At 49.2% G+C, this 24,599-nt stretch carries 16 protein-coding genes, 2 tRNA genes and 2 pseudogenes; 10 read left to right on the top strand and 10 right to left on the bottom strand.

Annotated elements, in window-relative coordinates; translation table 11 throughout:
• Positions 1–415: 415 nt before the first annotated feature.
• The gene (locus tag C9J03_RS16170) at positions 416–1,636 is read left to right on the top strand and encodes a response regulator (RefSeq protein WP_044620587.1); all 1,221 of its coding nucleotides are present in this window, start codon (positions 416–418) and stop codon (positions 1,634–1,636) included.
• 20 nt (positions 1,637–1,656) lie between these two features.
• Here the strand turns inward: C9J03_RS16170 and C9J03_RS16165 are convergent, their stop codons facing one another.
• Positions 1,657–2,520 (bottom strand): SMP-30/gluconolactonase/LRE family protein, encoded by an 864-nt coding sequence (locus tag C9J03_RS16165; protein WP_044620586.1) that lies wholly within the window; start codon positions 2,518–2,520, stop codon positions 1,657–1,659.
• Between the two features lie 120 nt (positions 2,521–2,640).
• Positions 2,641–3,048: a GNAT family N-acetyltransferase gene (locus C9J03_RS16160; protein ID WP_044620585.1), complete on the bottom strand. Its 408-nt coding sequence runs from the start codon at positions 3,046–3,048 to the stop codon at positions 2,641–2,643.
• Positions 3,049–3,415: 367 nt separating this feature from the next.
• Between C9J03_RS16160 and C9J03_RS16155 the strand changes: the two genes are divergently transcribed.
• Both C9J03_RS16155 and katG read left to right on the top strand, forming a co-directional pair.
• On the top strand, positions 3,416–5,263 hold the full coding sequence (locus C9J03_RS16155; RefSeq protein WP_044620584.1) for an ABC transporter ATP-binding protein: 1,848 nt from the start codon (positions 3,416–3,418) through the stop codon (positions 5,261–5,263).
• Between the two features lie 249 nt (positions 5,264–5,512).
• Positions 5,513–7,714 (top strand): catalase/peroxidase HPI, encoded by a 2,202-nt coding sequence (gene katG, locus C9J03_RS16150; protein WP_044620583.1) that lies wholly within the window; start codon positions 5,513–5,515, stop codon positions 7,712–7,714.
• A gap of 416 nt (positions 7,715–8,130) precedes the next feature.
• Here katG and C9J03_RS16145 read toward each other — a convergent pair.
• The 3 genes and pseudogenes from C9J03_RS16145 to C9J03_RS16135 form a co-directional block, all read right to left on the bottom strand.
• Positions 8,131–9,063, bottom strand: a pseudogene (locus tag C9J03_RS16145) (IS110 family RNA-guided transposase).
• 426 nt (positions 9,064–9,489) lie between these two features.
• Positions 9,490–9,566 (bottom strand) — tRNA-Asp (locus tag C9J03_RS16140).
• A 128-nt stretch (positions 9,567–9,694) separates the two neighbouring features.
• Positions 9,695–9,785, bottom strand: a tRNA-Ser gene (locus C9J03_RS16135).
• 389 nt (positions 9,786–10,174) lie between these two features.
• Here C9J03_RS16135 and C9J03_RS16130 point away from each other — a divergent pair.
• Together C9J03_RS16130 and trxC are read left to right on the top strand one after the other, a co-directional pair.
• The gene (locus C9J03_RS16130; RefSeq protein ID WP_039460297.1) at positions 10,175–10,372 is read left to right on the top strand and encodes a hypothetical protein; all 198 of its coding nucleotides are present in this window, start codon (positions 10,175–10,177) and stop codon (positions 10,370–10,372) included.
• Between the two features lie 165 nt (positions 10,373–10,537).
• Positions 10,538–10,972 carry a thioredoxin TrxC gene (trxC, locus tag C9J03_RS16125; RefSeq protein ID WP_044620582.1) on the top strand — a complete coding sequence of 145 codons (435 nt, stop codon included), beginning with the start codon at positions 10,538–10,540 and terminating at the stop codon, positions 10,970–10,972.
• A 74-nt stretch (positions 10,973–11,046) separates the two neighbouring features.
• Here the strand turns inward: trxC and C9J03_RS16120 are convergent, their stop codons facing one another.
• Positions 11,047–12,663, bottom strand: a complete 1,617-nt coding sequence (locus tag C9J03_RS16120) for a methyl-accepting chemotaxis protein (protein ID WP_044620581.1) — start codon at positions 12,661–12,663, stop codon at positions 11,047–11,049.
• A 263-nt stretch (positions 12,664–12,926) separates the two neighbouring features.
• On the opposite strand from C9J03_RS16120, the gene C9J03_RS16115 reads away from it, so the two are divergent.
• Positions 12,927–14,765 (top strand): hybrid-cluster NAD(P)-dependent oxidoreductase, encoded by a 1,839-nt coding sequence (locus C9J03_RS16115; RefSeq protein WP_044620580.1) that lies wholly within the window; start codon positions 12,927–12,929, stop codon positions 14,763–14,765.
• 240 nt (positions 14,766–15,005) lie between these two features.
• Positions 15,006–16,010, top strand: a complete 1,005-nt coding sequence (locus tag C9J03_RS16110; RefSeq protein ID WP_039460304.1) for a DUF1214 domain-containing protein — start codon at positions 15,006–15,008, stop codon at positions 16,008–16,010.
• A gap of 115 nt (positions 16,011–16,125) precedes the next feature.
• Here C9J03_RS16110 and C9J03_RS16105 read toward each other — a convergent pair whose 3' ends face one another.
• Together C9J03_RS16105 and C9J03_RS16100 are read right to left on the bottom strand one after the other, a co-directional pair.
• Complete coding sequence (locus tag C9J03_RS16105; protein WP_039460306.1) at positions 16,126–16,692, bottom strand: copper resistance protein NlpE; 567 nt, start codon at positions 16,690–16,692, stop codon at positions 16,126–16,128.
• A gap of 168 nt (positions 16,693–16,860) precedes the next feature.
• Positions 16,861–18,267: a tryptophanase gene (locus tag C9J03_RS16100; RefSeq protein WP_044620579.1), complete on the bottom strand. Its 1,407-nt coding sequence runs from the start codon at positions 18,265–18,267 to the stop codon at positions 16,861–16,863.
• A gap of 549 nt (positions 18,268–18,816) precedes the next feature.
• Between C9J03_RS16100 and C9J03_RS16095 the strand changes: the two genes are divergently transcribed.
• Positions 18,817–19,236 carry a universal stress protein gene (locus C9J03_RS16095; protein WP_044620578.1) on the top strand — a complete coding sequence of 140 codons (420 nt, stop codon included), beginning with the start codon at positions 18,817–18,819 and terminating at the stop codon, positions 19,234–19,236.
• Between the two features lie 84 nt (positions 19,237–19,320).
• Here the strand turns inward: C9J03_RS16095 and C9J03_RS16090 are convergent, their stop codons facing one another.
• Positions 19,321–19,596, bottom strand: coding sequence for a nitrogenase-stabilizing/protective protein NifW (locus C9J03_RS16090; protein ID WP_039460313.1), 276 nt, complete (start codon positions 19,594–19,596; stop codon positions 19,321–19,323).
• Positions 19,597–20,295: 699 nt separating this feature from the next.
• Here C9J03_RS16090 and C9J03_RS16085 point away from each other — a divergent pair.
• Together C9J03_RS16085 and C9J03_RS16080 are read left to right on the top strand one after the other, a co-directional pair.
• Positions 20,296–21,387, top strand: a complete 1,092-nt coding sequence (locus tag C9J03_RS16085) for an efflux RND transporter periplasmic adaptor subunit (protein WP_044620577.1) — start codon at positions 20,296–20,298, stop codon at positions 21,385–21,387.
• Positions 21,387–24,443, top strand: a complete 3,057-nt coding sequence (locus C9J03_RS16080) for an efflux RND transporter permease subunit (protein WP_044620576.1) — start codon at positions 21,387–21,389, stop codon at positions 24,441–24,443. Before C9J03_RS16085 ends, C9J03_RS16080 begins: the two co-directional genes overlap by 1 nt.
• Before the next feature lie 66 nt (positions 24,444–24,509).
• Here C9J03_RS16080 and C9J03_RS27190 read toward each other — a convergent pair.
• A pseudogene (locus C9J03_RS27190) lies at positions 24,510–24,599 on the bottom strand (group II intron maturase-specific domain-containing protein); the annotation flags it as partial.

Genomic DNA, 24,599 nt, shown 5'->3' with positions numbered 1-24,599 from the left:
AAAAAGATAACAGAACTAAATAATGACTGGTAGCCCAATTAATTTATTTTTTGCTGTTAGCACGCGTTGCTGTCACTGCCAGCTAAATAACCATACTAACCAATTCTTCAAGATTGAACTTACAAATTCACCGTCAGAACAACCACATTCATGGTACAAGCACACTGACAAAAACCTAATTTAACATCAGTGAGATAACATCAAGAAAGAACATCATGAATCAACCTTGAGAATAATGCCTTTCAACACTTTCAATTTTGTATGATATTCAGAAAGCCCAAACCAGCCCTCTAACAGACAAACAAATGTTCTTCTCAGCTCAAGAGAATGTGTTAATTGTATCTCAATATAAAATAGCCCATAATACGGCGCCTTATAGACAAAGATAATAATAGACAGCTACAGGTTTAGAGTGATGGAACAGAAAATATTGGTCGTCGAAGATAGCCGTCCATTTCGACGAGTCATTGAAAGTGAGCTGCGACAAGCAGGTTATACCCCGGTACTTGCCAACTCCATCGCAGAAGCCGAAGCTGTTTTAGACAATAGTACTGACTTTCTCTGTGCCATTCTAGACTACTGCCTGCCAGACGGCCAAGACGGAGAAATAATAGATGTTTGTCTATCCGTAGGGATAAAAGTCATTGTTTTGACGGCCTTAATGGATGAGATGACCCGCGAAAAAGTACTGGCGAAGACGGTCATTGACTATATTCCCAAAGATAGCCCGACCTGCATTAGCAGCATGATTCCGATCCTCCAGCGCCTGGAACGCAACCACGACCATACCGCCTTGGTGGTTGATGACTCCATCACTGCCCGCAAGTACATCCGCAGCCTGTTGGAAAGACAGTACCTGACCGTTCTGGAAGCCCGCAGCGGTGAACAGGCCCTGGAAATGATCAACTCGAATAAGTCGATTTCTCTGGTCATCACCGATTACTCGATGCCGGAACGGGACGGCGTCAGCTTGATCAAAGAGCTCCGAAAACGCTTTCGCCCCGGACAGCTTGCTGTTATTGGCCTCTCAGCCAGCGAAGAGCCCGCGCTAACCGCAAAGTTTCTCAAGGCCGGAGCCAATGATTTTCTGAAAAAGCCGTTCAACCAGGAAGAGTTCTATTGCCGCTTACACAGTACGCTCAATATTCTTGACTCCGAGCGTAATCTCTACCTTTTGGCCAACCGTGATTATCTGACTCAGGCGTGGAACCGTCGCTACTTTTTCAACCATCAACTGGTGAAAAAAAACACGGGACCACGCTGTCTGGCCCTGCTGGATATCGACAATTTTAAGCAGCTCAACGACAGCTATGGTCACCATATCGGAGACATGGTACTGATCGAACTGGCAAACACCCTGCAGATCTATTTCCCTGATGCCTTGGTTGCCCGTTTTGGCGGGGAAGAGTTCTGCATCCTTTACGGCAATGCACCGGACATTTTCATCCAGAGGCTAAACCGTTTGATCGAGGAGATCGCCCAATCCGAACTGACGATCCTCGGTAACACCATCAAGTACACCATTAGCCTCGGAATCACCCATGCCGAGAGTGATATCCACTCGCTGATCCATCGCGCCGACAACTGCCTGTATAAGGCTAAAGAAAAGGGGCGTAACTGCCTCATTGCGGAATAAGTGCGCCCCAACACAAAAAGTTAGAGTACTGTTACGAGGGGCTCTTCGATACCCTGCCAGTCCACTTGCGTGGTTAGCACCCGTCCCGGGCCCTTGCTACTTTCGGCACTGGTGATCACGAGTTGGTTACCTTTCTCCCCCCCAAGGGCGACCATGGTTGGGTTGTCCACAGGAACCGGGATCACATGCGTAACCTCGCCATCGGCGCCGATCCGCACCACGGATTGACCGCTGTACATCGCCACCCAGTATGCGCCCTCGCTGTCGACACAGGCACCGTCTGGGCGGCCTGCGAAACCGGTCAGATCACAGAAAACGCGGCTTTCTCCATACTCGCCCGTTGCCGGATGGTAGTCGGCGCGGTACACCAAGCTGGAGCCGGTATCTGCCCAATACAGAATGTTACCGCACGGCGAAAATGCCAAACCATTGCAGGTCCAGGCGAACATCGGCATCTTCTCCAGCTGGCCGCCCGCCATCAATTGATAAAACTGGCCCTGATCGCCCTCTTTGGCACCGTTGCGGGTACCGGCCATAAAACGGCCCCCAGGCGCAGCACGGCCATCGTTGAATCGCATTCTCGGGTGCGTTTTTTCCAGAGGCACGATTTGCTGGCGCTCAGCCTCCCAGCTTTCCAGCAGATACACCCCTGACTTGGTACCCAGAACGAACCCACTCTCCCCCCACATGGCGGCACAGCCTAACATGTCATCCCAGCGGCGGACTTCTGCCATGCCGCCTTTCAGTCGCCATAACTCCCCCTCAGGTATATTGACCCAGCACCAAGCCTGCTGGCGCCAATCCCAGCGGGGACATTCGGCAAGGGCAAAGCCCTGCTCTACCAGTGGAGTAAATTCGAGATTCAGTTGCTGACTTTGTTTCATTGTTCTTCCTACAATTGTCTTTATATTCCGTGCGGCCCCAATCTTAGCTTCGCTAAGCATACTGTTGAGATTATGAGTGTGGGACGCTGAGTTACCGGTAACATGTGTGCAAGGTCGTTATTATGTCAATGCCATTGCCATCTTGAAATAGGGAACGTCGCCTTTGTAAAACCGCTCGCCTTCCGGCTCCATCCCGAAGCGCTGGTAAAAACCGCCAGCTGATTTGCGGGCATCACACCAAAAATAACGTACCCCTCGCCCCTTGAGCTCGGTCAGTACAGCCTCAATGACCGCACTCCCAATCCCCTTGCCCTGGTATTGGGGTAAGGTGGCAAATTTTCGCAGCCTGGCCTGCTCCCCCGAAACAAACACCGAAGCCACACACACCAACCGCCCGTCCGTATATACCCCATAATGCAGCCCGTCGGCGTCATCCGGCACACGACAGAACTCGATACTCTCATGGGGCCACAACACCTGATGCCGAATCGGCAATGTCTGCTCCGCAGATATTTCAGTGATATTCACAGTGTTTCCTACCTGTATATTACAATCAGCATGTTAATGTATAACAATCAAGCTAGGTTTCGCCTTATCGCTAAGTATCAATCAGACAAATAAGCAGAATTAGGCAAGATTGATAGAGAATTAAGTCTTAAACTCTTAATTGCATAAATGTACAATCGATAACCATAATATGTATACCCAAGTGACGACGCGTGCCTTGGGTATAATTCCTTGCACATTCCTTTTTCCTATCGAGATATTGCTCCGGTTTTATTTCTCACGATGCTTTTCATGTCATTGCGCAAGTCATCGCATCCCTGAGCCAGAGCGTTAGCCTTCGATAGAGCTATTTTGCCAAACACATCAGCCAGACTGGAATCATCATTTTATGTACAAACGTTTCGAAAAGCTCACGCAGGCCTTTCCGCCCAACGAGCCAGAACAGCCTCCCAAAGGACTGTTTGCCTTTTGCCGCTACTATACCCGTGGTTTTGAACTACCACTGCTGGCAATGTCGGTACTCAGTGCGCTGATAGCAATCGTAGAAGTCTCGCTATTCGGTTTCATGGGACAGTTGGTTGACTGGCTGGCTGAACACAATCCGGATACATTCTGGGCCGAAGAGGGCGGCAAGCTTTTAGGCATGGGGCTGTTAGTAGTGATCGTCGTGCCTATCCTGATCACCCTGCACTCCTTGATTGTCCACCAAACCTTGCTGGGCAATTACCCCATGTCGATCCGCTGGCTGGCTCACCGCTACCTGCTTCGCCAGAGTGTGTCCTTCTACCAGGATGAATTCGCCGGCCGAATTGCTACCAAAGTGATGCAAACCGCGCTGTCGGTGCGGGAAACCGTGATGAAGCTGCTCGACGTGCTGGTATATATCACCGTCTACTTCACTTCAATGGTGGTGATGATCGGTCAATCCGATGCCAGATTAATGCTGCCGATGCTGCTTTGGCTGACGGCATATATCTGCATCCAGCTGTATTTCGTCCCCAAGCTCAAAACCGTAGCCACCGAGCAGGCCGATGCCCGCTCGATGATGACCGGGCGTATTGTCGACAGCTATACCAACATTTCAACCGTCAAGTTGTTCTCGCACACCAACCGTGAAACCGAATATGCCGAGCAAGGCATGTCCGGCTTCATGGATACCGTCTACCGCCAGATGCGCTATGTCACCGGCTTCAACCTGTCTGTCGAAGCCATCAACTACCTGCTGGTATTTATCATCGCCGGTATGTCTATCTGGCTATGGTCAAGCGCAGCAATTACCATCGGCAGCATCGCTATCGCAGTCAGCCTGGCGCTGCGTATCAACGGCATGTCAAAATGGATCATGTGGGAAGTCGGCGGCCTGTTTGAAAATATCGGTACTGTGGTTGACGGTATGAAAACCCTGTCGAAGCCTGTTGCTATCGAAGACAAGCCAGACGCGCCAGCCCTTGATGTTGACCAAGGCGGGATCGAGTTCAGCGATGTCAGCTTCCACTACGGGGAAGAGAAAGGGGTTATCGACAGGCTAAACCTCAATATCAAACCGGGAGAGAAAATCGGTTTGATTGGCCGCTCCGGCGCGGGCAAATCGACCCTGGTTAACCTGCTGATGCGCTTCCACGACGTCGAGTCGGGCACCATCAAAATTGACGGCCAGACCATTTCCGAGGTAACCCAAGATTCGCTGCGCGGTCAAATCGGCATGGTGACGCAAGATACGTCGCTGCTGCACCGCTCAATCAGGGAGAACATTCTTTATGGTCGCCCTGATGCAACAGAAGAAGAGCTACTGAGTGCCACCAAACAGGCCCATGCCCATGAGTTTATCGAAACCCTCAGCGACCCCCATGGCAACGTCGGCTATGATGCCCAGGTCGGTGAGCGCGGTGTCAAACTCTCTGGTGGCCAGCGCCAGCGGATTGCCATCTCCCGCGTATTGTTGAAAGACGCACCGATATTGATCCTCGATGAGGCCACCTCGGCGCTCGACTCAGAAGTAGAAGCGGCGATCCAAGAAAGTCTCTACCAGTTGATGGAAGGCAAAACCGTTATCGCCATCGCCCACCGCCTGTCGACTATCGCTGCCATGGATCGTCTGATCGTGCTCGACCAAGGGCAGATTGTAGAACAAGGTACCCATCAGGAGCTACTGGATCATAACGGTATCTATGCCCAGCTTTGGGAGCATCAGACCGGTGGATTCATCGCCGACGAAGTTGAGCTGAAACACGCTTAACGGCCAGCCTTGTCCTTAACCTCAAACCCTGCTTCAGCACCCTACTAGGCAGGGTTTCTTTAATCTGCAAAGCCAATATAATAATTTGATATATAACAAGTTATAATAAGTATTCCTAATAGATAGGTCTGGTCTATCACAACTATCGATATAACCATCTGTGACCAATCTGCTTTGTCGCTATATTCACATTGAGTTTTCTAATTACATACTCTGTCGCAACATGAGCCGACAGCACAGGAGCTTAAAATGAGTAACGATAAACCAAGTTCAGCAGGCAAATGTCCAGTCATGCATGGTGGGAATACAACCCTCGGTGGCAATGCAACAAAGAATGTCGATTGGTGGCCCAACCAATTGAATATCAAAATACTGCATCAGAACGATAAGAAATCAAATCCTTTAGGTGAAGACTTCAACTATGCAGAAGCCTTCAAAGCGCTGAACCTCAAAGCCGTGAAGGCAGACCTCGAAGCACTAATGACTGACTCTCAAGAGTGGTGGCCCGCAGACTATGGCCACTACGGGCCGTTCATGATCCGCATGGCGTGGCACGCAGCAGGGACATACCGTACTTCAGATGGTCGCGGGGGCGCAAACACAGGAAACCAGCGCTTTGCGCCCCTGAACAGCTGGCCAGACAATGGCAACCTCGACAAAGCGCGTCGCCTGCTTTGGCCTATCAAACAAAAATATGGCAACAGCCTATCTTGGGCTGACCTATTCATCCTTGCCGGTAACGTTGCGATTGAATCCATGGGACTAAAAACCTTTGGCTTTTCAGGTGGCCGTGCCGATATTTGGGAGCCAGAAGAAGACATCTACTGGGGTGCTGAAAGCGAATGGCTTGGTGATGAGCGTTACACCGGTGACCGAGACTTAGAAAAACCATTAGCCGCAGTGCAAATGGGTTTGATCTACGTAAATCCTGAGGGGCCAAATGGCGATCCAAGCATCCTCGCTTCAGGCCGCGATATCCGCGATACCTTTGCGCGTATGGGGATGAACGATGAGGAAACTGTTGCCCTCGTTGCAGGTGGCCACACGTTTGGTAAAACGCACGGCGCAGGCTCCGAAGAAGAGATGGGGCCAGAACCAGAAGCTGCACCACTGGAAGAAATGGGCTTTGGTTGGAAAAACAGCTTTGGCACAGGTAAAGGGGATGATACGACAACCTCTGGTATTGAAGGTGCCTGGACACCAAACCCTATCGTTTGGGATAACGGTTACTTCGACATGTTGTTTGGCTACAACTGGGATCTGGTGAAGAGCCCGGCTGGCGCTTGGCAGTGGGAACCGATTGGTGTCAATGAAGAACATATGGCACCTAAGGCGCATGACCCATCTCAGAAAGTCAAAACCATCATGACGACCGCAGATATGGCAATGCGTATGGATCCTATCTACGGCCCGATCTCAAAACGCTTCCATGAAAATCCAGATCAATTCGCTGATGCTTTTGCTCGCGCCTGGTTTAAGTTGACACATCGCGATATGGGTCCGAAGAGCCGATACATCGGTGAAGACTCCCCGTCAGAAGATATGATTTGGCAAGACCCTTTGCCACAAGCACGTTTTGCGGCTCTATCAAATAGTGATATTGCTGAACTGAAACAAGCAGTTCTTGACTCAGGGCTCACTGTTTCTGAGCTGGTATTTACCGCTTGGTCTAGTGCGTCAACTTACCGCGGCTCAGACTATCGTGGCGGTGTAAACGGTGCGCGCATCCGTTTGTCGCCACAGCGAAACTGGGAAGCTAACCAACCCGAGCAGCTAGACAAAGTCCTCGCCGCTTTAGACAGTATTCAGGCTAGTTTCAATACCAGTGAGCGTGGCGTGTCCATCGCCGACCTCATTGTCCTGGCTGGTAACGTTGCGGTTGAGAAAGCTGCGAAAGACGGTGGTTTTGATGTTGAGGTACCATTCTCAGCAGGCCGTGTTGATGCCACCGCCGAGCAAACAGATCAAGAGTCGTTTGCGGTACTGGAGCCAGAAGCTGACGGTTTCCGTAACTTTGCTAAAAAGCTGTTCTCAGTGCCAGCCGAAGAAATGCTGCTGGATAAAGCGCAACTGCTTGGTCTGACCGCGCCAGAAATGACCGTTCTCATTGGTGGCCTGCGTGTACTAGGCGCAAACCACAACAATACCGCACATGGCGTCTTGACCGATAAGGTTGGCGTACTCAGCAACGACTTCTTCATCAACCTTGTTGATATGGCAACAGAATGGAAGCCAGTATGTCCTAACAACAGCGCATACCTAGGTACGGACCGAGCGACGGGAGAGAAGAAATGGACAGCAACCCGCGTGGATTTGGTCTTTGGTTCTAATTCACAACTACGGGCGATTGCCGAAGTCTACGCGCAAGATGATGCCAAGGAGAAATTCGTCGCTGATTTCGTCAAGGCTTGGGTGAAAGTGATGGAAGCCGACCGCTTCGATCTGAAATAGCAGGATTTAAGCAACAAGTTTTAAGTTGCTAAAGTAACACCCCCTCGGGCCCAGCTTCGTTCCCCGCCAACACCCACTAGGCCAAAGCTGGGCCTGTTTTGTTGTAGCATCTGCCTCCCTTCAATTCTCGAGAATCAAAATGGGAGGCAGGCTGGTTTAAGCGAGGCGATAAAACGTAATTGGACAAAATGTATGGTACGCCCCGTTTTGCAAGTAATAAACCCAATAACGGAGTTGGTTTGCGCTAATGTATTCAGAGTCATTTAGAGACTTTCATTAGTCCCAGCTCTACGATGAGAGCCGCGCCAGATTGTCCTCAAAAGTGAGAAAGCATACTATTGCTGTTCTGTCCATCAGGTCTTCAATCTGGTGGTCTAGCCGTTTTGTCATCAAAGATTATCATTGCAAACTCTGTATTAATTTCTAATTTCAAATGGCTTTTGTTCAGCCATCACTGACCATGCTATGCGTGCAACCTTATTCGCCAAAGCTACGACTGCGACATTAATTAAATGGCTTTCTTCTTTTGAGTTCTTTGTTCCCACGTTTTGATATGCCGAGCAACCTTGATTTGTCGCCCGTTGAGTATTGATAGGGCACAAGGCCAATCCAAGCCGCAAAGTTCCGTCCATTCTTAAAGTCTCGAGGGTTAGGCACTGCTGATAAACAGCAACACGCAGTTATTGGGCCAATACCAAGTATGGTTTGAAGAAGTTTTGCTGTACCTTCTTCGCGTATGTTCCGCTGTAATTTGTCGTCTTGCTCCTTGATACGTGAGTTAAGCAACTCATAATGATCAAAATATTGTTTGACCTCGAGAAGAAGCAAAGGTGGAAGCAGTTCATCATGATCCAATATGCGTTGGATTACATTTTTCATCTGATGGTGGCCTTTGGGTAAGCTGATACCAAATTCAAGCAACATCGAGCCGATACGGTTCATGCATGCGGTTCGATCCTAAATATAAGCTGCTCTGACGCGTCGAATAACAGTTAACACTTGTGCCATCTCGGATTTCGGCGTGACAAATCTCATATGCGGTCGCGATGCCGCTTCACCAATTGCATCAGCATCAATAAAGTCATATTTATATGATTTTACATACGGCTTAACATACTGAGGAGGGATGAGCTTTGGCGTATGCCCATAACTAGCGCACTTTCTTGCTAACCAGTGGCAGCCACCGCAAGATTCCATTTCACAACCACTGGTTCATGACAAGAAAGAAACTGAATAAGCTTCGCTCGGTTAAACTTATGACGGAAAACCTCTCTGCCAGCCTTATCTCTTCCGACTAGATGAAATAGATTTTTACCAATATCAATGCCAATGATCACAGTGTTTTGCATGATGGTCTCTCCCAGTGTTCACCTAACCCTATTGTAGGGAAGGGATGGGGCGTACCATCTAATTAGTGGGCTATTGGAGCAAAATGTCATATCAACAGAACCATACTGTCAGCCCGTAGCAAGCCAATAGCAAAATTGAAAACGCGGTAAAAGCAATGAAATCAAGGCAATTAGCTATTCCTAAGACATTGGAAGACGCCCGAAAGCAGCAGAGCGATTTATCCAGCTATAGCATTTAAGATATGTCCGCAGGACTGACGCCCATATCAAACGCATACAAAAAAGCCCGACGCTTTCGCATCAGGCTTAAATCAGTGGCGGAACGGCCGGGCTGGCGCTCCAGCGGGACTCATTCGACCGAAGGGCGAACGCCAATTTCGATGCATACAAAAAAGCCCTCGTCTTTCGACAAGGGCTTCAGTATAGTGGCGGAGCGGACGGGACTCGAACCCGCGACCCCCGGCGTGACAGGCCGGTATTCTAACCAACTGAACTACCGCTCCAATTCTGTGTGAAACTCGGCTTAAAGCCCAATTTCTAGAATGTGGTGGAGACGCTCTGGGTATGGAGGATTTGAACCTTGCTTACCCAGAAGGTCAAATAACCAGTATTGCTACTGACTATTAGAATGTGGCGGAGAGATAGGGATTTGAACCCTAGATACGCTATTAACGTATGCCGGTTTTCAAGACCGGTGCTTTCAACCACTCAGCCATCTCTCCGTAAGTGCGACGAATGATATGGGATCCTACGACCGCTGTAAACCCTTTAAAAACCAATTGACCAAGTTATCAACAAACAACTTAGAATTGCAACAAACGCATTAATATACAATCAGTTACATGATTAATTATCAAACTACCAATAGGCATAAAAACGCTGAGTCAAAAAGGGAGGGAAGGCCGCTCGAAAAAGTGATCTGACAACGTGAATTTTTACTGATGTGGAACCGTCAACATTACCCCCGTTTGTCGGTGGAGAAAAGCAAGTTTTCATAGAAATTGCACAATTTTGGGATGTGTCACAAAGTAGATTTTAACGTCTTAACGTCAGCAAATTCCTCTGATAAAGATAAGTTGATTTCGACGCAGGGATTATTTAGGAGGTTAATGTGTCTATCAATTCTATCGACCATAATGAAATGTCAGATGTGTCCTCAAAGTGGGATTTCAAAGACGAAACCGCTTCACACATCTCCCAGAACAAACGCCAGCAAGCTGAAGCGCGTCGCCGTATTGAAATGCTTCGCGACATCCGTGCCAGCGGCCTTACCATTGAGGAAGCTAAAGAACTGGGCTTGATCCACTAAGCCAATTAACTATTGAAGAATAACGAACAACGATATAACGACCGTAGACATTGAGGTATACCTAACCGATAGATTATTTCTATCAATATAATCTGTTAATCCTGCTTTGCTTATACTTGGGTAGTCGTTAAATTAGTAAGAAACAAGACTTACTGGAACCCGATTATGACTACAATGACTACCCGCTGTCCTCACTGCAAGGCCATGAACCGTATTCCAACGGCGCGAGTGAATGACATCGCCAACTGCGGTGCCTGTAAGGATCGCCTGCTAGACGGCATGCCTATTGAAGGTACGCAGGACAATTTCCTTTCCCTGATCCAAAGTGACAAGCCTGTTGTAGTTGATTTCTGGGCCCCTTGGTGCAACCCATGTGTCGGCTTTGCCCCTATCTTCGAAGATGTCGCCAAAGAGCGCAACGGAGATGTACGCTTCGTCAAAATTGATACCGAAGCCCAGCAAGCGCTGGCGGCACAGTACCGTATCCGCAGCATCCCCACTATTATGGTATTCAAGAACGGTCAAATGGTAGAGACAATCAATGGCGCGTTGCCTAAAGGCCAGTTTGACCAGTGGCTAAACCAAGCCCTGACCAAATAAGCCTATTTGACTACCAGTAAAAAACCACAAGCTGGCACTTGTGGTTTTTGTCTCGGGAAGAAAAGTAAAGGTACTCACACCTTAAATTGCTTGAGCTGATCCCCCAAAGTGGCAGCCGCTTTACTCAAAGATTGGCTTTCCGACGCCAAATGCTGGGCCGCTTTGTTGATATCATCCGTCGCGGTATGAATAAGGTTAACCGTATTGTTCACCTCCTCGGTAACCGTGCCTTGTTGTTCGGCGGCCGTTGCCACCTGCATGATCATGTCATTGGCTTCAGTGACTAAACCGGCAATGCGGTTAAGTTCATTTTGTACCTGCTCACTATGCTCAACACTGTTTTGTGTCTGCTCGGTACTGTCTGCCATCGATTTAACGGTGTTGAGGGTACTTTGCGTTAACTTGTCGATTGTTTCCTGGATTTCGATCGTCGACTGCTGAGTGCGGCTGGCAAGGTTACGCACTTCATCGGCTACCACGGCAAAACCGCGCCCCTGCTCACCGGCACGGGCAGCCTCGATTGCAGCATTGAGGGCAAGCAGATTGGTTTGTTCCGAGACCCCCTGGATCACCTGGGTAACATTACCAATCTCTTCTACCCCGGCTTTTAACTCGCCGACTCGCTGATCGGAATGCTCTATCCCTTCAGAAACACTATGGATCGCTGCCATCGCCTGCACCATACGCTGATTGCTCGCATCAACCTGTGCGTTGATTGCCGCAGTTGCCGATGAAACGGTCTCGGCATTTTGGGCTACATCATTGATAGTGGTGCTCATTTCTTCCATGGCGGTAGCCAGCTGGGCCAACTGCTGATTTTGCTCGGTAATCGATTGGGCACACTGTTCACTGGCAGCGGCAATGGTACCGGCCATGCTCACCGACTGCTGTGCATTGTGGTTGGCAGCCAGTAATGTGGTACGCATCGCAGATGATGCTTGATGCATCGCTTCCGCAATTTGGCCGATTTCATCCCGGCGCTCCATGGTAAAGTTTTGTGTTAAGTCGCCTTGCTCAAGCTTACGGACGCGCGCGGTCAATTGCTGAAGCGGCTGGCTAATGTCATTGCTGATCCACACCCCGAATACCACCAAGATAGAGACAACAACCAGACTGACGCCAAGCTGGAAAACAGCACTATCAAAAAAGCGCGCTTCAATATCGAGAAGGTGGACACCCGTACCGACCACCCACCCCCATTTAGCAAAACTCTCGACATAGGAAATTTTCTCGGATACCTCACCGCTCGGCGCTATCCAGGCATAATCCAAAAAACCACTGCCGGATAAGCGGCCAATTGTGGTCATCTCCAACCAGTGCTGCTTACCCGAGGCATCGGTTATAGACTGCATCGATTGCCCTTCCTGCTGCTGGCGCAACGGGTGCATAATCAGCGTATTGTCAGTGGCAATCACCCAAAAATAGTTATCCCCATCAAACCGCATTGCGGCCAGCGCGGCTTTTGCTTCCTGTTGAGCCGTTTCCTGCTCGAATGGATACTTGTCCGAATAGTATTGCACCAAAGAAATCGCGGCTTTCACCTGCTCTTGCATTGAGATTTTGCGATCCGCAATATCACTTTGGTAACTCTCATTGGCCTGAAATGCTGTATTAACAAGCATTAAAATGGCTGCAATAGCGATCAAAGCCAATAATTTGGCTCTTACCCCATAATGCCGTAATAGGTTCATAGCTCCCTCTTTAAAACAATTTATATTTTGTAGGTATTATGAACGACCAATCAGGCTTAATTCTTACAAATATTCATAAATTTCATACAGCTAGCTACAAATATTGTAAATAAGTATAAATTACCAAGCGTAATTTTGACGCCACGGGAGACTTTTACGCCAATACATCAAGCCACTGCATTCCATCAATAGTAAAATTGCCACCGGAACCAAACCGTATTTGATAAAATGGCGTTATCCAAACCAAAAATAATGACACAAGGATGATAACAGTGAGTCAATTAGCCAAAATTCCGACGCTAAGCCAAATCAACATATTCCCGGTAAAGTCGATAGCGGGAATAAACCTGTCACACGCATGGGTTGAGCAACAGGGGTTGAGTTTCGATCGACGCTTTATGGTCTCGCGGCTTGACGGCAGTATGATCACGGCAAGAAAGCATCCTCAACTAGTCAAAGTGTCCGCGGCATTGTTGTCTAACGGATTGGTACTCGATTTTCCCGGCCAGCCCCCGCTGACACTCCGCTATACCGACTTTGAAATGGTCGAGTCTGAAGCAACCGTGTGGAAGGACACCTTCAACGCATACCTCACAACCCAAGCAGCCAATGACTGGTTCAGCCGAATTATCGGTGAACCGGTCCAATTGCTCTATACCGGTGAACAATCCCAACGCCTGAGAGCCAAGATCAATCAGCCTGTCAGCTTTGCAGATGGCTATCCACTGCTGGTGATCAGCGAAGCCTCACTGGAGGCACTCAATGCCCGCAGCCCCCAGCAACACACAATGGATCAATTCCGTACCAACTTGGTGGTATCCGGCACCGAGCCTTTTGCCGAAGATGGCTGGAAACGGATCCGCATCGGCGATGTCGAGTTCGAAGTGGTGAAACCGTGTGCCCGGTGTATCCTGACCACGGTGGATCCCGCTACTGGCGAGTTCAATGCACTCAAAGAGCCGCTTAATACCCTCTCATCCTTTCGCTCAGACGGCAGTGGCGAAGTTTTCTTCGGCCAAAATTTGGTCGCGCTCAATGAAGGGATCATTCGTGCCGGTGATAAGATCGAAGTACTTGAGAGCAAACCAAAAGAGATTTATCTCGACAATGGCAATCAAGCCCTCACCCTGACCTGTGTTGAACGAGAGGAAGTCGCCCGCGACTTTTGCACCTTTTGGCTTGAGCCTACCAAACAGCAATCACTGCCGGCTTACCAGCCAGGCCAGCACCTCCCCGTTCAGGTAGAAATAAACGGTGAATATGTGGCCCGCCGCTACACCCTGTCGTCTAGTCCTTCCCGACCGGGACGCTATGGGATCTCGGTTAAGCGGGTCGATGATGGTCGAATATCGAATTGGCTCCATGACCATTTCCATGTCGGTGACACGTTAGTGGCAGAACAGCCCGATGGTAGCTTCCACCTAGGCCACCACACCGACAAACTGTTATTGCTCTCTGCCGGCAGTGGTGTAACACCGATGATTTCAATGCTGCGCTACCTGGCCGACCATGATCAAGTCCGCGACGTGATCTTCTACCACCAGTGCCGCTCCCAAGCAGATATTCCTTACCTTGAGGAGTTGAAGACGCTAGAAAAGCAATTCCCCCAGCTGAAGGTGATGATCGCCCTCAGCCGGCCTGACAAAACCTGGAACGGTTTATCCGGGCGGCTTGAAGCGGCGCACTTAGAACAGCTCGATGCGTTGAGCGAGCGCCAGGTATTTGTATGCGGCCCAAACCGCTTCATGGACGATGCCAAATCGATGTTGTTGGATGCGGGTCTTGATGTGGCACAGTATCACCAAGAAGCCTTTGGGCCACTCACTCGCGGAGTGAGCAAAACCAAAGAAGTGACTATCAGCATCAACGGTAATTTGTTCAGTGGCGATAACCAACAGACCTTGCTGGAACAGGCAGAAGCAGCGGGGCTCAATGTGCCCAACAGCTGCCGGGCCGGATTTTGTGGAGCCTGCAAAATGACGTTGGAATCAGGGGAAGTGGACCAGCCCGATGTACCCGCCTTGCTACCGGGAGAAAAAGAGTCGGGCAAGGTACTGGCATGTTGTTGCGTGCCGAAATCCGATCTCGAACTGGTCAACTAGGCATTACTACACTACCAAATAAACAGCCAACGGTAGACATACTGGCAACATCAAAAAGATCTGGTTTCGCCAGATCTTTTTTCATTTGTAATCGACCTGGTTATCTTGCAGAGCCAGTCGCCTCTTTTAATCCTGTCAATTCCTTTTGGTCATCATACAAATAACAACAATTCATTTCAGTGATTATAAGTGATTCTATACTGTGTATTCATCTTTTGATGATTCCTCAAGGTTTGCGATATGAAAAAGACTATCCTAGCGACTGTTATTGCCATCACTTCAATGCAGACAATGGCTGCCGTCGAAGTGACTGACGCCAACTTCGCCCGCGCCGAAACCGATCTTTACTTCACTCAGCAGTTAGAACGTCAACCAATCAACCGGTTTGACCATAACCGCGACAACGTCACTGTTGATAATCAGATGATCATTCGTTCAAACACCGACTTGCTGTACTCAACGGCAGTGGTAGATGTTTCTAAAGGAGCAACCTTCCGCTTGGCCAAAGGTGATGCATACCAAATCATGCATTTCTTCAACAACAACCATGATAATCACATGGCGATTTATGGTGGTGAGGAGATTTACATTGATTCAAAAAAGGCTGGGTCAGACTACATTTACATCCTAATGCGGACCGCTACGACCGCAGGCATGGATGAAGCCCACCGCCTACAAGATGCTGCCGTTATTGATGCTAAATCAGCCAAGCCCTTCAAGCCGGCAGAAGATTGGGATAACGCTTCTCGTGATGCCATTCGTGCAAAATGGGAAAAACAGGTCACTGACATCAAAACGGAAAAAGCCTTTACGACGGGCATTACTGCAACGCCTGATAACAAGGATTTCATGATAGGTACAGCATCCGGTTGGGCAGGCCTACCAGCAGATTATGCGATATATTCCACACGAGCCGGAACGGGTAAAGTTGAGTGTGCCAGCATTACTTTCGAAAAACCGACACTGAGTTATGATAAAGGTGGCTACTGGTCCATCACCGCTTACTCTGGAGAAGGTTGGTTGATGACCGACAAAAACAGTGCAGATTCAACCTCGGCAACAGCAAATAAAGACGGTTCTTACACCATTCACTTTGCACCAAAAGGCGAGGCCTGTGGTGCAGCAAACAACGTGATTGAAATGAATGACGCCGGTTGGAACTTTGTGCTACGCGCTTACCGTCCAATCGATAAGGCACAAGCCGTTGAAGAAATGCAAAACTTCCCAAATGCCGTTGCGAAATAGCCTGTGCAAACCAAGCCTCTCAACTGAGAGGCTTTTATCATTGATGACTCGCAAATGGACGTTGGTCTTTTACTTGCAATAGCCACATCGTTTCTTCAGTTCCCATCACCGAGCACTACTGCTTTCGTAGCACGTAATTGCTCGCCAACTCTCCGGTCACCCGGTTACCTTCTTGGTCTAAGCGGAACAACTGGTTCTCGCCGACAAAGTACTGCACAACATCATCTCCGGCACCCGGCAGGGCTATGGTGTTGCCGGCAGTATTCCAGTTAAAGGAACCTTCGTATTCAAAGGTATTGTCTTCCTTGCCCAAGTACACCTCGGTCAGGATAAACGTACCATCCTTTTTTACCACCAGCTCAGTCTTGATCCCTTCGCAATCGGCACAAGGCAGGATACCGGTATAGGTACCATTCCAGTCCAATGCATTACGGGCGCTGTGAGCAGAATCGGCTACTGGCTGTGCCACTTCAGGCAGTTGCGCTGGGACAGCTTCCGTTTGCTCAACCTCTGGCAAAGTCACCGGTGTTTCTGTTGTTGAAGCACCACCGGCTTGAGTTGGGTTTTCAACCACGACTGCAGAATCAGTCTCTGTTTGAGATGGGGATTCAGGTGTGGCTTTTTGATCACATCCCGTCAGTACGAAGCCAGCCACAACCAGTGCAAGTAAGGTCTTTTTCATTTTGATATCCTTAATGAGCATTCTCATATAACTTGGTATTTATTGTAGCGTTATGATTGTGGGCACAGCGTCATCACTACGTTAGAAATCGGTCAAAAACCACCGTAAGCCATCGACCCGCGGTGGTTCTTTCAGCAAAGTGGTTACCATTTAACACCTTTAACACAATCACTCACACTTCACCGGCTTCAGCCTTGCAGTAAAATGACGTAACACTGGTGGCTCGTACTCAAATTCCAACCCACAGATCTCACCGGCCCGCTGGCTAACCGCTATGAGCGCATCGGCAACGTAGTCCATATGGTCATTGGTATATACCCGCCGGGGAATCGTCAGTCTCATTAGCTCCAAGGCCGTCTCTTTCTGCTTCCCGGTTTGCGGATCCCGCCCCATCAGCAACGAGCCGATTTCCACCGCTCGCACACCAGACTCCAGATAAAGCTCATTGCACAGCGCGTGAGCCGGGAATTGGTGAGGAGGGATATGAGGCAGCATCTTCTTGGCATCGACAAACACCGCATGACCGCCGGTAGGGTATTGGATAGGTACCCCGCCTTCGCGCAACCGCTCGCCGAGATATTTCACCTGGCTGATCCGGTAGTGAAGAAAGTCTTCATCCGCTGCTTCATATAATCCCCGGGCCAAAGCTTCCATATCCCGTCCGGCCATTCCGCCATAGGTAACAAAGCCTTCCATAGGAACACAGCGCGTACGCACCGCTTGAAACAGCTCTTCGTGATCTTTAATACAACAAAGCCCACCGATATTGACCATAGGATCTTTTTTCGCCGACATCGTCAGGATATCGCCATACTGGTACATTTCGCGGATGATCGCCAGAATGGATTTATCCGCATAGCCCGCTTCACGTTGCTTGATAAAATAGGCATTTTCGCAGTACCGGGCCGAGTCAATCACCACCGGAATATCGTTCTTCTGCGCCAGCTCATACACCGCCCGCATGTTTTCCATTGCGACCGGCTGGCCGCCCGAGCTATTGCACGTTACCGTGGTGATGATGGCGGCAATGTTTGTCGAGCCATATTTTTCAATCGCCGCTTCAAGCTTCTCGAGGTCAAAATTACCTTTCCAGTCATCATAGATAGAGGTATGGAAGGCACTTTCAGTCAGTAAGTTGATGGCCTTACCGCCGCTCATTTCAATATGGCCTGCAGTGGTATCAAAGTGGAAGTTGGAGAGGAATATCGCTTCTGTCCCTCCCCTGACACTGCGCATACGTTCAATTAGGCATGGAAACAGAATTTGCTCGGCTCCCCGCCCCTGATGAGCAGGTACGGTTAACTTGTAACGGAAGAAATGTTGAACGGCCTGGCAGAGATTGTAATAGTTACGGCTTCCGGCATACGCCTCGTCCCCCATCATCAAGCCAGCCCACTGGTTGTCACTCATCGCCCCGGTGCCCGAGTCAGTCAACAGGTCGATATACACATCCTCGCTGCGCAGCATAAACGGATTATAGCCCGCTTCGATTAATGCCTTGCGACGATCTTCTTCATCGGTCATCCGAATTCGCTCTACCATCTTGATACGGAATGGTTCAGGGATCCTTTTCATCTCTTTTCTCCAATAAAGCCGCCTGGACTTATCAGCCAGCGGCAATAGACAATTAAATCAACGGTGTGAAGGCCACACTGATGAAATCGGTTTATATGGGTAAAATGCCGGTAAGCCCGAGCAAAGAGACTAAACAGGGAAGTCGTTCGAAAGGCGGAAGTCTTGATTGAACCATGCCGACATCATTAAGGTGATGTCAGGCGTCACCACAGCAGATTGGCAGGTCATATTTGCTTTCCTTCACAAATAAACAGGGTAAGTATTGCCTATAACTTCACTTGATTATAGACAAGACTCAGCATACCCAATTTGCCACCAGCCATGCTGTGACCGGTATAGAAATTAGACAACAACAGGGTAGGCATAAATACACGCAATGATAAGACGCCGCCTTGTCAGCACTATTGTATTACATTTCAACAAATTAAATGCTTTTTAGCTATTCTGAGACATCTTCGACACTATTTTTTTCTGTCTCGAACTATGCTGGAGTTATATCCAAGTAACTTTGAGTTACTTCGGCAAATTACTAAGCAGGAGAGCGTAGTTATGAAATACAAACATATCCTAGTTGCACTTGAACTAACTGAAGAAACCAATGTGCTAATTGATAGAGCTGTTTTTCTAGCAAAGCTACTCAATGCAGAGGTCTCTTTTGTCCACATTGACGGCACACACGGGGAAATCTACCCAGAGCTGGTTGATATCAAGAAGACCCCGGACGAAAACCCTCTGGGTGAAGCCAAAATGGCGCAGCTCAAAGCCTTCGAAACCGATACAGACTATCCAATCAAACACTTCTTGGTGGGTACCGGTGACTTGAGCAACAAGCTACAAGGTATCATCCAAGATAACGGGGTCGAACTGATCATTTGTGGTCATCACCATGATTTCTGGAGCAATATTATTTCTTACTCCAAGCACCTCATCAACAAATCACCGGTTGATATCCTCGTGGTACCCATCTAGTTCTGAAACATTAACTTAGCCAGCAAAAGCCGAATCCGCTTTCCCGCAGAGTCGGCTTTTTACTAACAGCAAGGCTATCGCTTATTATCGCCGCTGACACGAGGTACAGCCACGGCAGGCCGAGCGGGTATGCGGGTCCAACCGGCCTCGTTGCACCTTGCAGTAGGCATTTTTCAGAGCACGACGGGCAGAGAACCAGTCGTCAGGTTTTGAAATCAATAAGTAACCATTGAAGCGCTTGACCAGTTGGGTGCGGTACTCATTGATAAACTTACTATCGAAGTCAATTTCAAAGTACTCCAACGCCTGCTCGATTGACGTAAAGCTGGCTATTTTTTGCAGAATGTCGTTCTGACTCATCAACTACTCAACTTTCAAAAATATACAAACATCTAGCAGGGCCACTCTAAACTAACGCAGACACGCAATCATTGATGTAACGCGCCGTTGATACCATTTTGGCCATGGTTCAACCGGCTTTCGCCAACAGACTGAATCTTCAAATATGAATTTCTCTTATCCATAGCCACTACCACCGTTAACCCATAAACTTGGTTTTAAACAACACACACAGATTTTTTGTCTTACGATCAGCAATTTTCCCCTCGCGGCAATGGTGTATTTAGGATTTTTCACAATGATAAAGCTGAATCTTTTATTGGAACCCCTTGTATGGGGCCTAATTATTATCGCGATTATACGCATTGATCTCAGTGCCTACCTGTTGAAACTATTAATTATCCACTAATCACTTCCCCCTCCAGCCTGCGCCACTTTACAGATATGGCCAACCGGGCAGCGATGCCCTGTACCTGTAATCCAGCAACCAGCAACCAACCAACGAACACTCACTCAGCAGAATCACCTGCCACAAAAAGCTTCCACCCACATTTCTAGACAAACGCACAATATCGACTCCGCCAGTAATGGCGCTCTGCCAAAAATGAATATCTCTTATACATAGTGTTCCCCCCGCACGCTCTTTACCATTAGCCACATTAAATGACAAACCAACACTTAGAACACGCATTGACAACGAGCATTTCGGAGACAGCATTAATGAAGTTACCACTTCCAACCTCAGCCAATTACAAACTACTGAAAGCCGCTATTGGCCTAGCGCTATCCGTTGTAATTTTAACGGGTTGTAATTCGGAGTCACCGGCAGAAACCAAGGAGCCGGTAGTCCGTCCTGCCATGACCGAAACGGTTAGCTTTTCCAGTACATCGGAAATGAGCCTCAGCGGCACCGTTCAAGCCGCGCAGCAGGCCGATCTCTCATTTCGCGCCTCCGGCCGCTTGGTTAAAGTACTGGTAAAAGAAGGTGATGAAGTGAAGAAAGGGGACCTGCTGGCTAAACTGGATCCTAAAGACGCCGAGACAAACTTAAACTCTGCACGTATTGAGATGCGCAATATGCAAACAGAATATCAGCGCGCCAAATCCATCTTTGAGTCCAGCCAGGCAATTTCCAAAAGCCAGCTGGAAGAAATTGAAGTCCGCTTCCGCCTCGCCCAACACCGCCTAGACGAAGCTGAGCGCCGGTTGGAGGAAACCCACCTGCTGGCACCGTTTGACGGCATTATCAGCCGCAAGCACCGCAATACCCATGTATTGGTACAGGCCAACGAAAATATTCTGTCTATTCATGACTTAACAGATATGGAAGTGGTGATAGATGTACCAGAGAGACTGATGCTAAAAGAAGACCAGCATTCGCCAACAATCATGGCGCAAATCCCTGCCTTGCAGGGCAAGCAATTTGAGCTGACCTTGAAAACCTACTCAACCAAGCCAGATCCGGTTACCCAGACCTACTCAGTAACACTGGGTTTTGTTGCGCTCAACGACACCGTGGTTCTGCCTGGCATGACTGTAAGGGTTATTCCAGGTGATGACAAACAAGCAGTATCGACCTCTATTACAGCCCCATTGTCAGCCATTTTGCCCGATAACCAAGGTCAACAATACCTATGGTTGGTAAACAGCGAGAACCAATTGGAAAAACGCTTTATAACGACAGGTGCACTAAGAGGCAGCCGAGTAGAAGTTACCTCCAACTTGCAAGTTGGCGAACAAATCGTGGTTGCAGGCACGGCAAGTTTATCTGAAAACATCAAGGTAAGACCCATTGTGATGGAGGCTAAATAATGAATATTGCGCGCTATACATTAGCCAAACGCACCAGTGTTTGGGTCTTGATCGCCCTGACCTTGATCGGCGGTTACCTCAGCTACCTCAAGCTCGGACGCTTTGAAGACCCGGAATTTGTGATCCGGCAGGCGGTGATTGTGACGCCTTACTCGGGTGCTACCGCCCAGGAAGTGTCTGATGAAATCACCGATGTTATAGAAGGCGCGGTACAGTCACTGCAGGAGGTCAAAGAGGTTACCTCCGTCTCCAAGCAAGGCATGTCCGAGGTGACCGTAGAGATCAAACGCAACTTCTCCCAAACCGATGCCGAGTTGCAACAAGTATGGGACAAGCTACGCAGGAAGATCAATGATGCACAGCGTATGCTGCCACCGGGCGCCGGGCCATCCATCGTCAACGACGACTTTGCCGATGTCTTCGCCCAGTTTTATGCGGTCACCGGTGAAGGGTATAGCGACAAACAGCTGCAAGACTACGTTGATGATCTCAGGCGAGAACTGGTACTGGTACCTGGAGTTTCTAAAACCACTACCATGGCAGAAAAACAAGAAGCAATTTTTGTCGAGATCGCCAGTGCCCGCCTGGAACAATTTGGTCTCTCTGCCGAGCAAATCTATCAGGTACTGCAGAAGCAGAATATGGTTACGGTAGCGGGGACGCTGGAAACAGAATCGATGCGTGTTGCCGTAGTACCAACCTCAAGCGTACGTACTTTTGATGACCTGAAAAACTTACAAATTGGTATTGGTGAAAACAACACCATCTTGCGCCTTGGTGACATCGCTGCAGTGACCCGTGGTTACCAGGAGCCAACATCCGTACTAATGCGTTACAACGGTATGCGTGCTGTCGGTCTAGGGATTTCGAATGTTGCTGGCGGCAATGTCGTTGAGATGGGTGATGCGGTCACCGCCCGTATTGCCGAGCTGGAAAGCCAGCGACCTGTTGGCATTGAATTGCACAACATTTCGATTCAGTCTGAATCGGTAAAAGCGTCTGTCGCCGATTTCATCAACAACTTGATTGCCGCCGTTGTCATTGTCTTTGTGGTCTTGCTGCTATTTATGGGAGTACGTACTGGCATCATCATCGGCTTCGTACTGGTGTTGACGGTTGCCGGCACACTGATCGTCATGCTGATTGACGACATCGCCATGCAACGAATTTCGCTCGGTGCCCTGATCATTGCCTTGGGGATGCTGGTTGATAACGCCATCGTGGTCACCGACGGTATTCTGACCCGGCTGCAGAAGAATCCGAATGCCAATCGCGAAGAGATTTCTGCCGAAATCGTTGACGAAACCAAGTGGCCACTACTCGGTGGCACCATCGTCGGGATCTGTGCCTTCAGCGCTATCGGCTTGTCGCCATCGAACATGGGTGAATACGCCGGCTCACTGTTCTGGGTGATCCTCTACTCCATGTTCCTGAGCTGGGTACTGGCTATTACTGTCACCCCACTGCTGTGCCATGACTTCATCAAGGTCAACGCACAGAAGAACAACGCACAGCCAGGACGCGCCAGTAAGCTGTACAAAGGGGTATTGGTCAAAGTCCTCAACAACCAGAAAACCAGCATCATGGTGATGGTTGCGGTGTTCATTATTGGAGTCAAAGCCTTCGGCTATGTGCCACCGGGCTTTATGCCAGAATCACAGCGGGCACAGTTTGCGATTGATGTCTTCCTGCCGCAAGGCTCAGATATCTCGCGTACCGAAAGCATCATGCTCGATATTGAAAAAGACGTGAGAGCCAAAGACGGCGTGACCAATACCATCAGCTTTATCGGCTCTGGCGGTCTGCGCTTTATGCTGACCTACTCAGCCGAGCCAGAGAACCCGAGTTATGGTCAACTTTTGGTTGATGTCGACGATTACAACATTATTGAGTCGCTAGTTGCCGAGCTACAGGTTGAATTAGGCGAACGCTATCAGGATGCTTCTATCAATGTATGGAAATTCATGTTGGGCCCAGGTGGCGGCAAGAAAATTGAAGCCGCGTTCAAAGGCCCTGACAGTGAAGTGCTGCGCCAACTGGCCGAGCAGGCAAAAGTATTAATGAACAACAACCCGAACCTGATTGCGGTACAAGATGACTGGCGGCAGCAAGTTCCGGTGCTAAGCCCGGTATTTTCCGCTGAAAAAACCCAGCAGTTCGGTTTGACGACTCAAGAATTGAACAGCGCAATTGCACAGTCCTTGTCGGGTCGCCAAGTGGGTGTGTACCGCGAAGGCAATGATCTGGTGCCTATTGTTGTTCGCGCACCGAAAGATGAGCGTAATCATGAGTATGCTATTGAACAAACCCAGGTCTTTAGTTCAACAGCAGGCAGCTTCATCCAGTTGAGTCAGTTGATCGAGTCAAACGATGTCGTATGGCAGGATGCGATGCTAAGGCGCGTCGACCGCATACCGACCATTATGGCACAGGCCGACCCTGCGCCAGGCGTACTGACGTCAACAGCGTTCGAGTCAATTAGGGCCGAAATCGAAAACATGCCGTTGCCTCTGGGCTACCAGTTGGAGTGGCACGGTGAATACAAAGATGCCAAAGAGGCTGATGAAGGCCTGATGCTATCCGCACCTTACGGTTTCACCGCGATGGTCTTGGCGGTGGTATTCATGTTCAATGGTATCCGCCAGGCACTGGTTATCTGGCTAACGGTTCCACTCGCGGTTGTAGGTGTCGCTATTGGCTTGATTATTTTCCAGACGCCATTTGAGTTCATGGCCACTTTGGGCTTCCTGAGCTTAGTCGGGATGATGGTGAAAAATGCGATTGTGCTGGTTGATCAGGCTGATAATGAAATTCATGCCGGCAAGGAGCCTTACCATGCGATCATCGATGCGGCGATGAGCCGGGCACGGCCGGTGATCTTGGGGGCAACAACGACCATTCTTGGCGTCGCGCCCTTGCTGATTGACCCGTTCTTCAAGAGCATGGCCGTGACCATTATGTTTGGCCTGCTATTTGCCACAGTGCTGACCTTGGTAGTCATCCCATTGAACTATGCGCTGTTCTTCAAGATTAAGCCACTAAACGCTGAGCAATGAACGCTAAATAGAGCCATTGGCTAATCTTTCAATCGAGTAGGAGGAGGCCTCACGGCCTCCGTCCTCTCACACCACCGTACAAGCGTGGGTCGCATACGGCGGTTCCGAATATATTTTCAGTGACTCATACCCATCTCTCAATGAGTACATGCCCAT

Origin of the sequence: Photobacterium gaetbulicola (assembly GCF_003025515.1) — a bacterium.
Lineage (GTDB): Bacteria > Pseudomonadota > Gammaproteobacteria > Enterobacterales > Vibrionaceae > Photobacterium > Photobacterium gaetbulicola.
The sequence above is the reverse complement of the archived record's forward strand: the minus strand, read 5'-3'. Positions and strand labels throughout refer to the sequence as shown.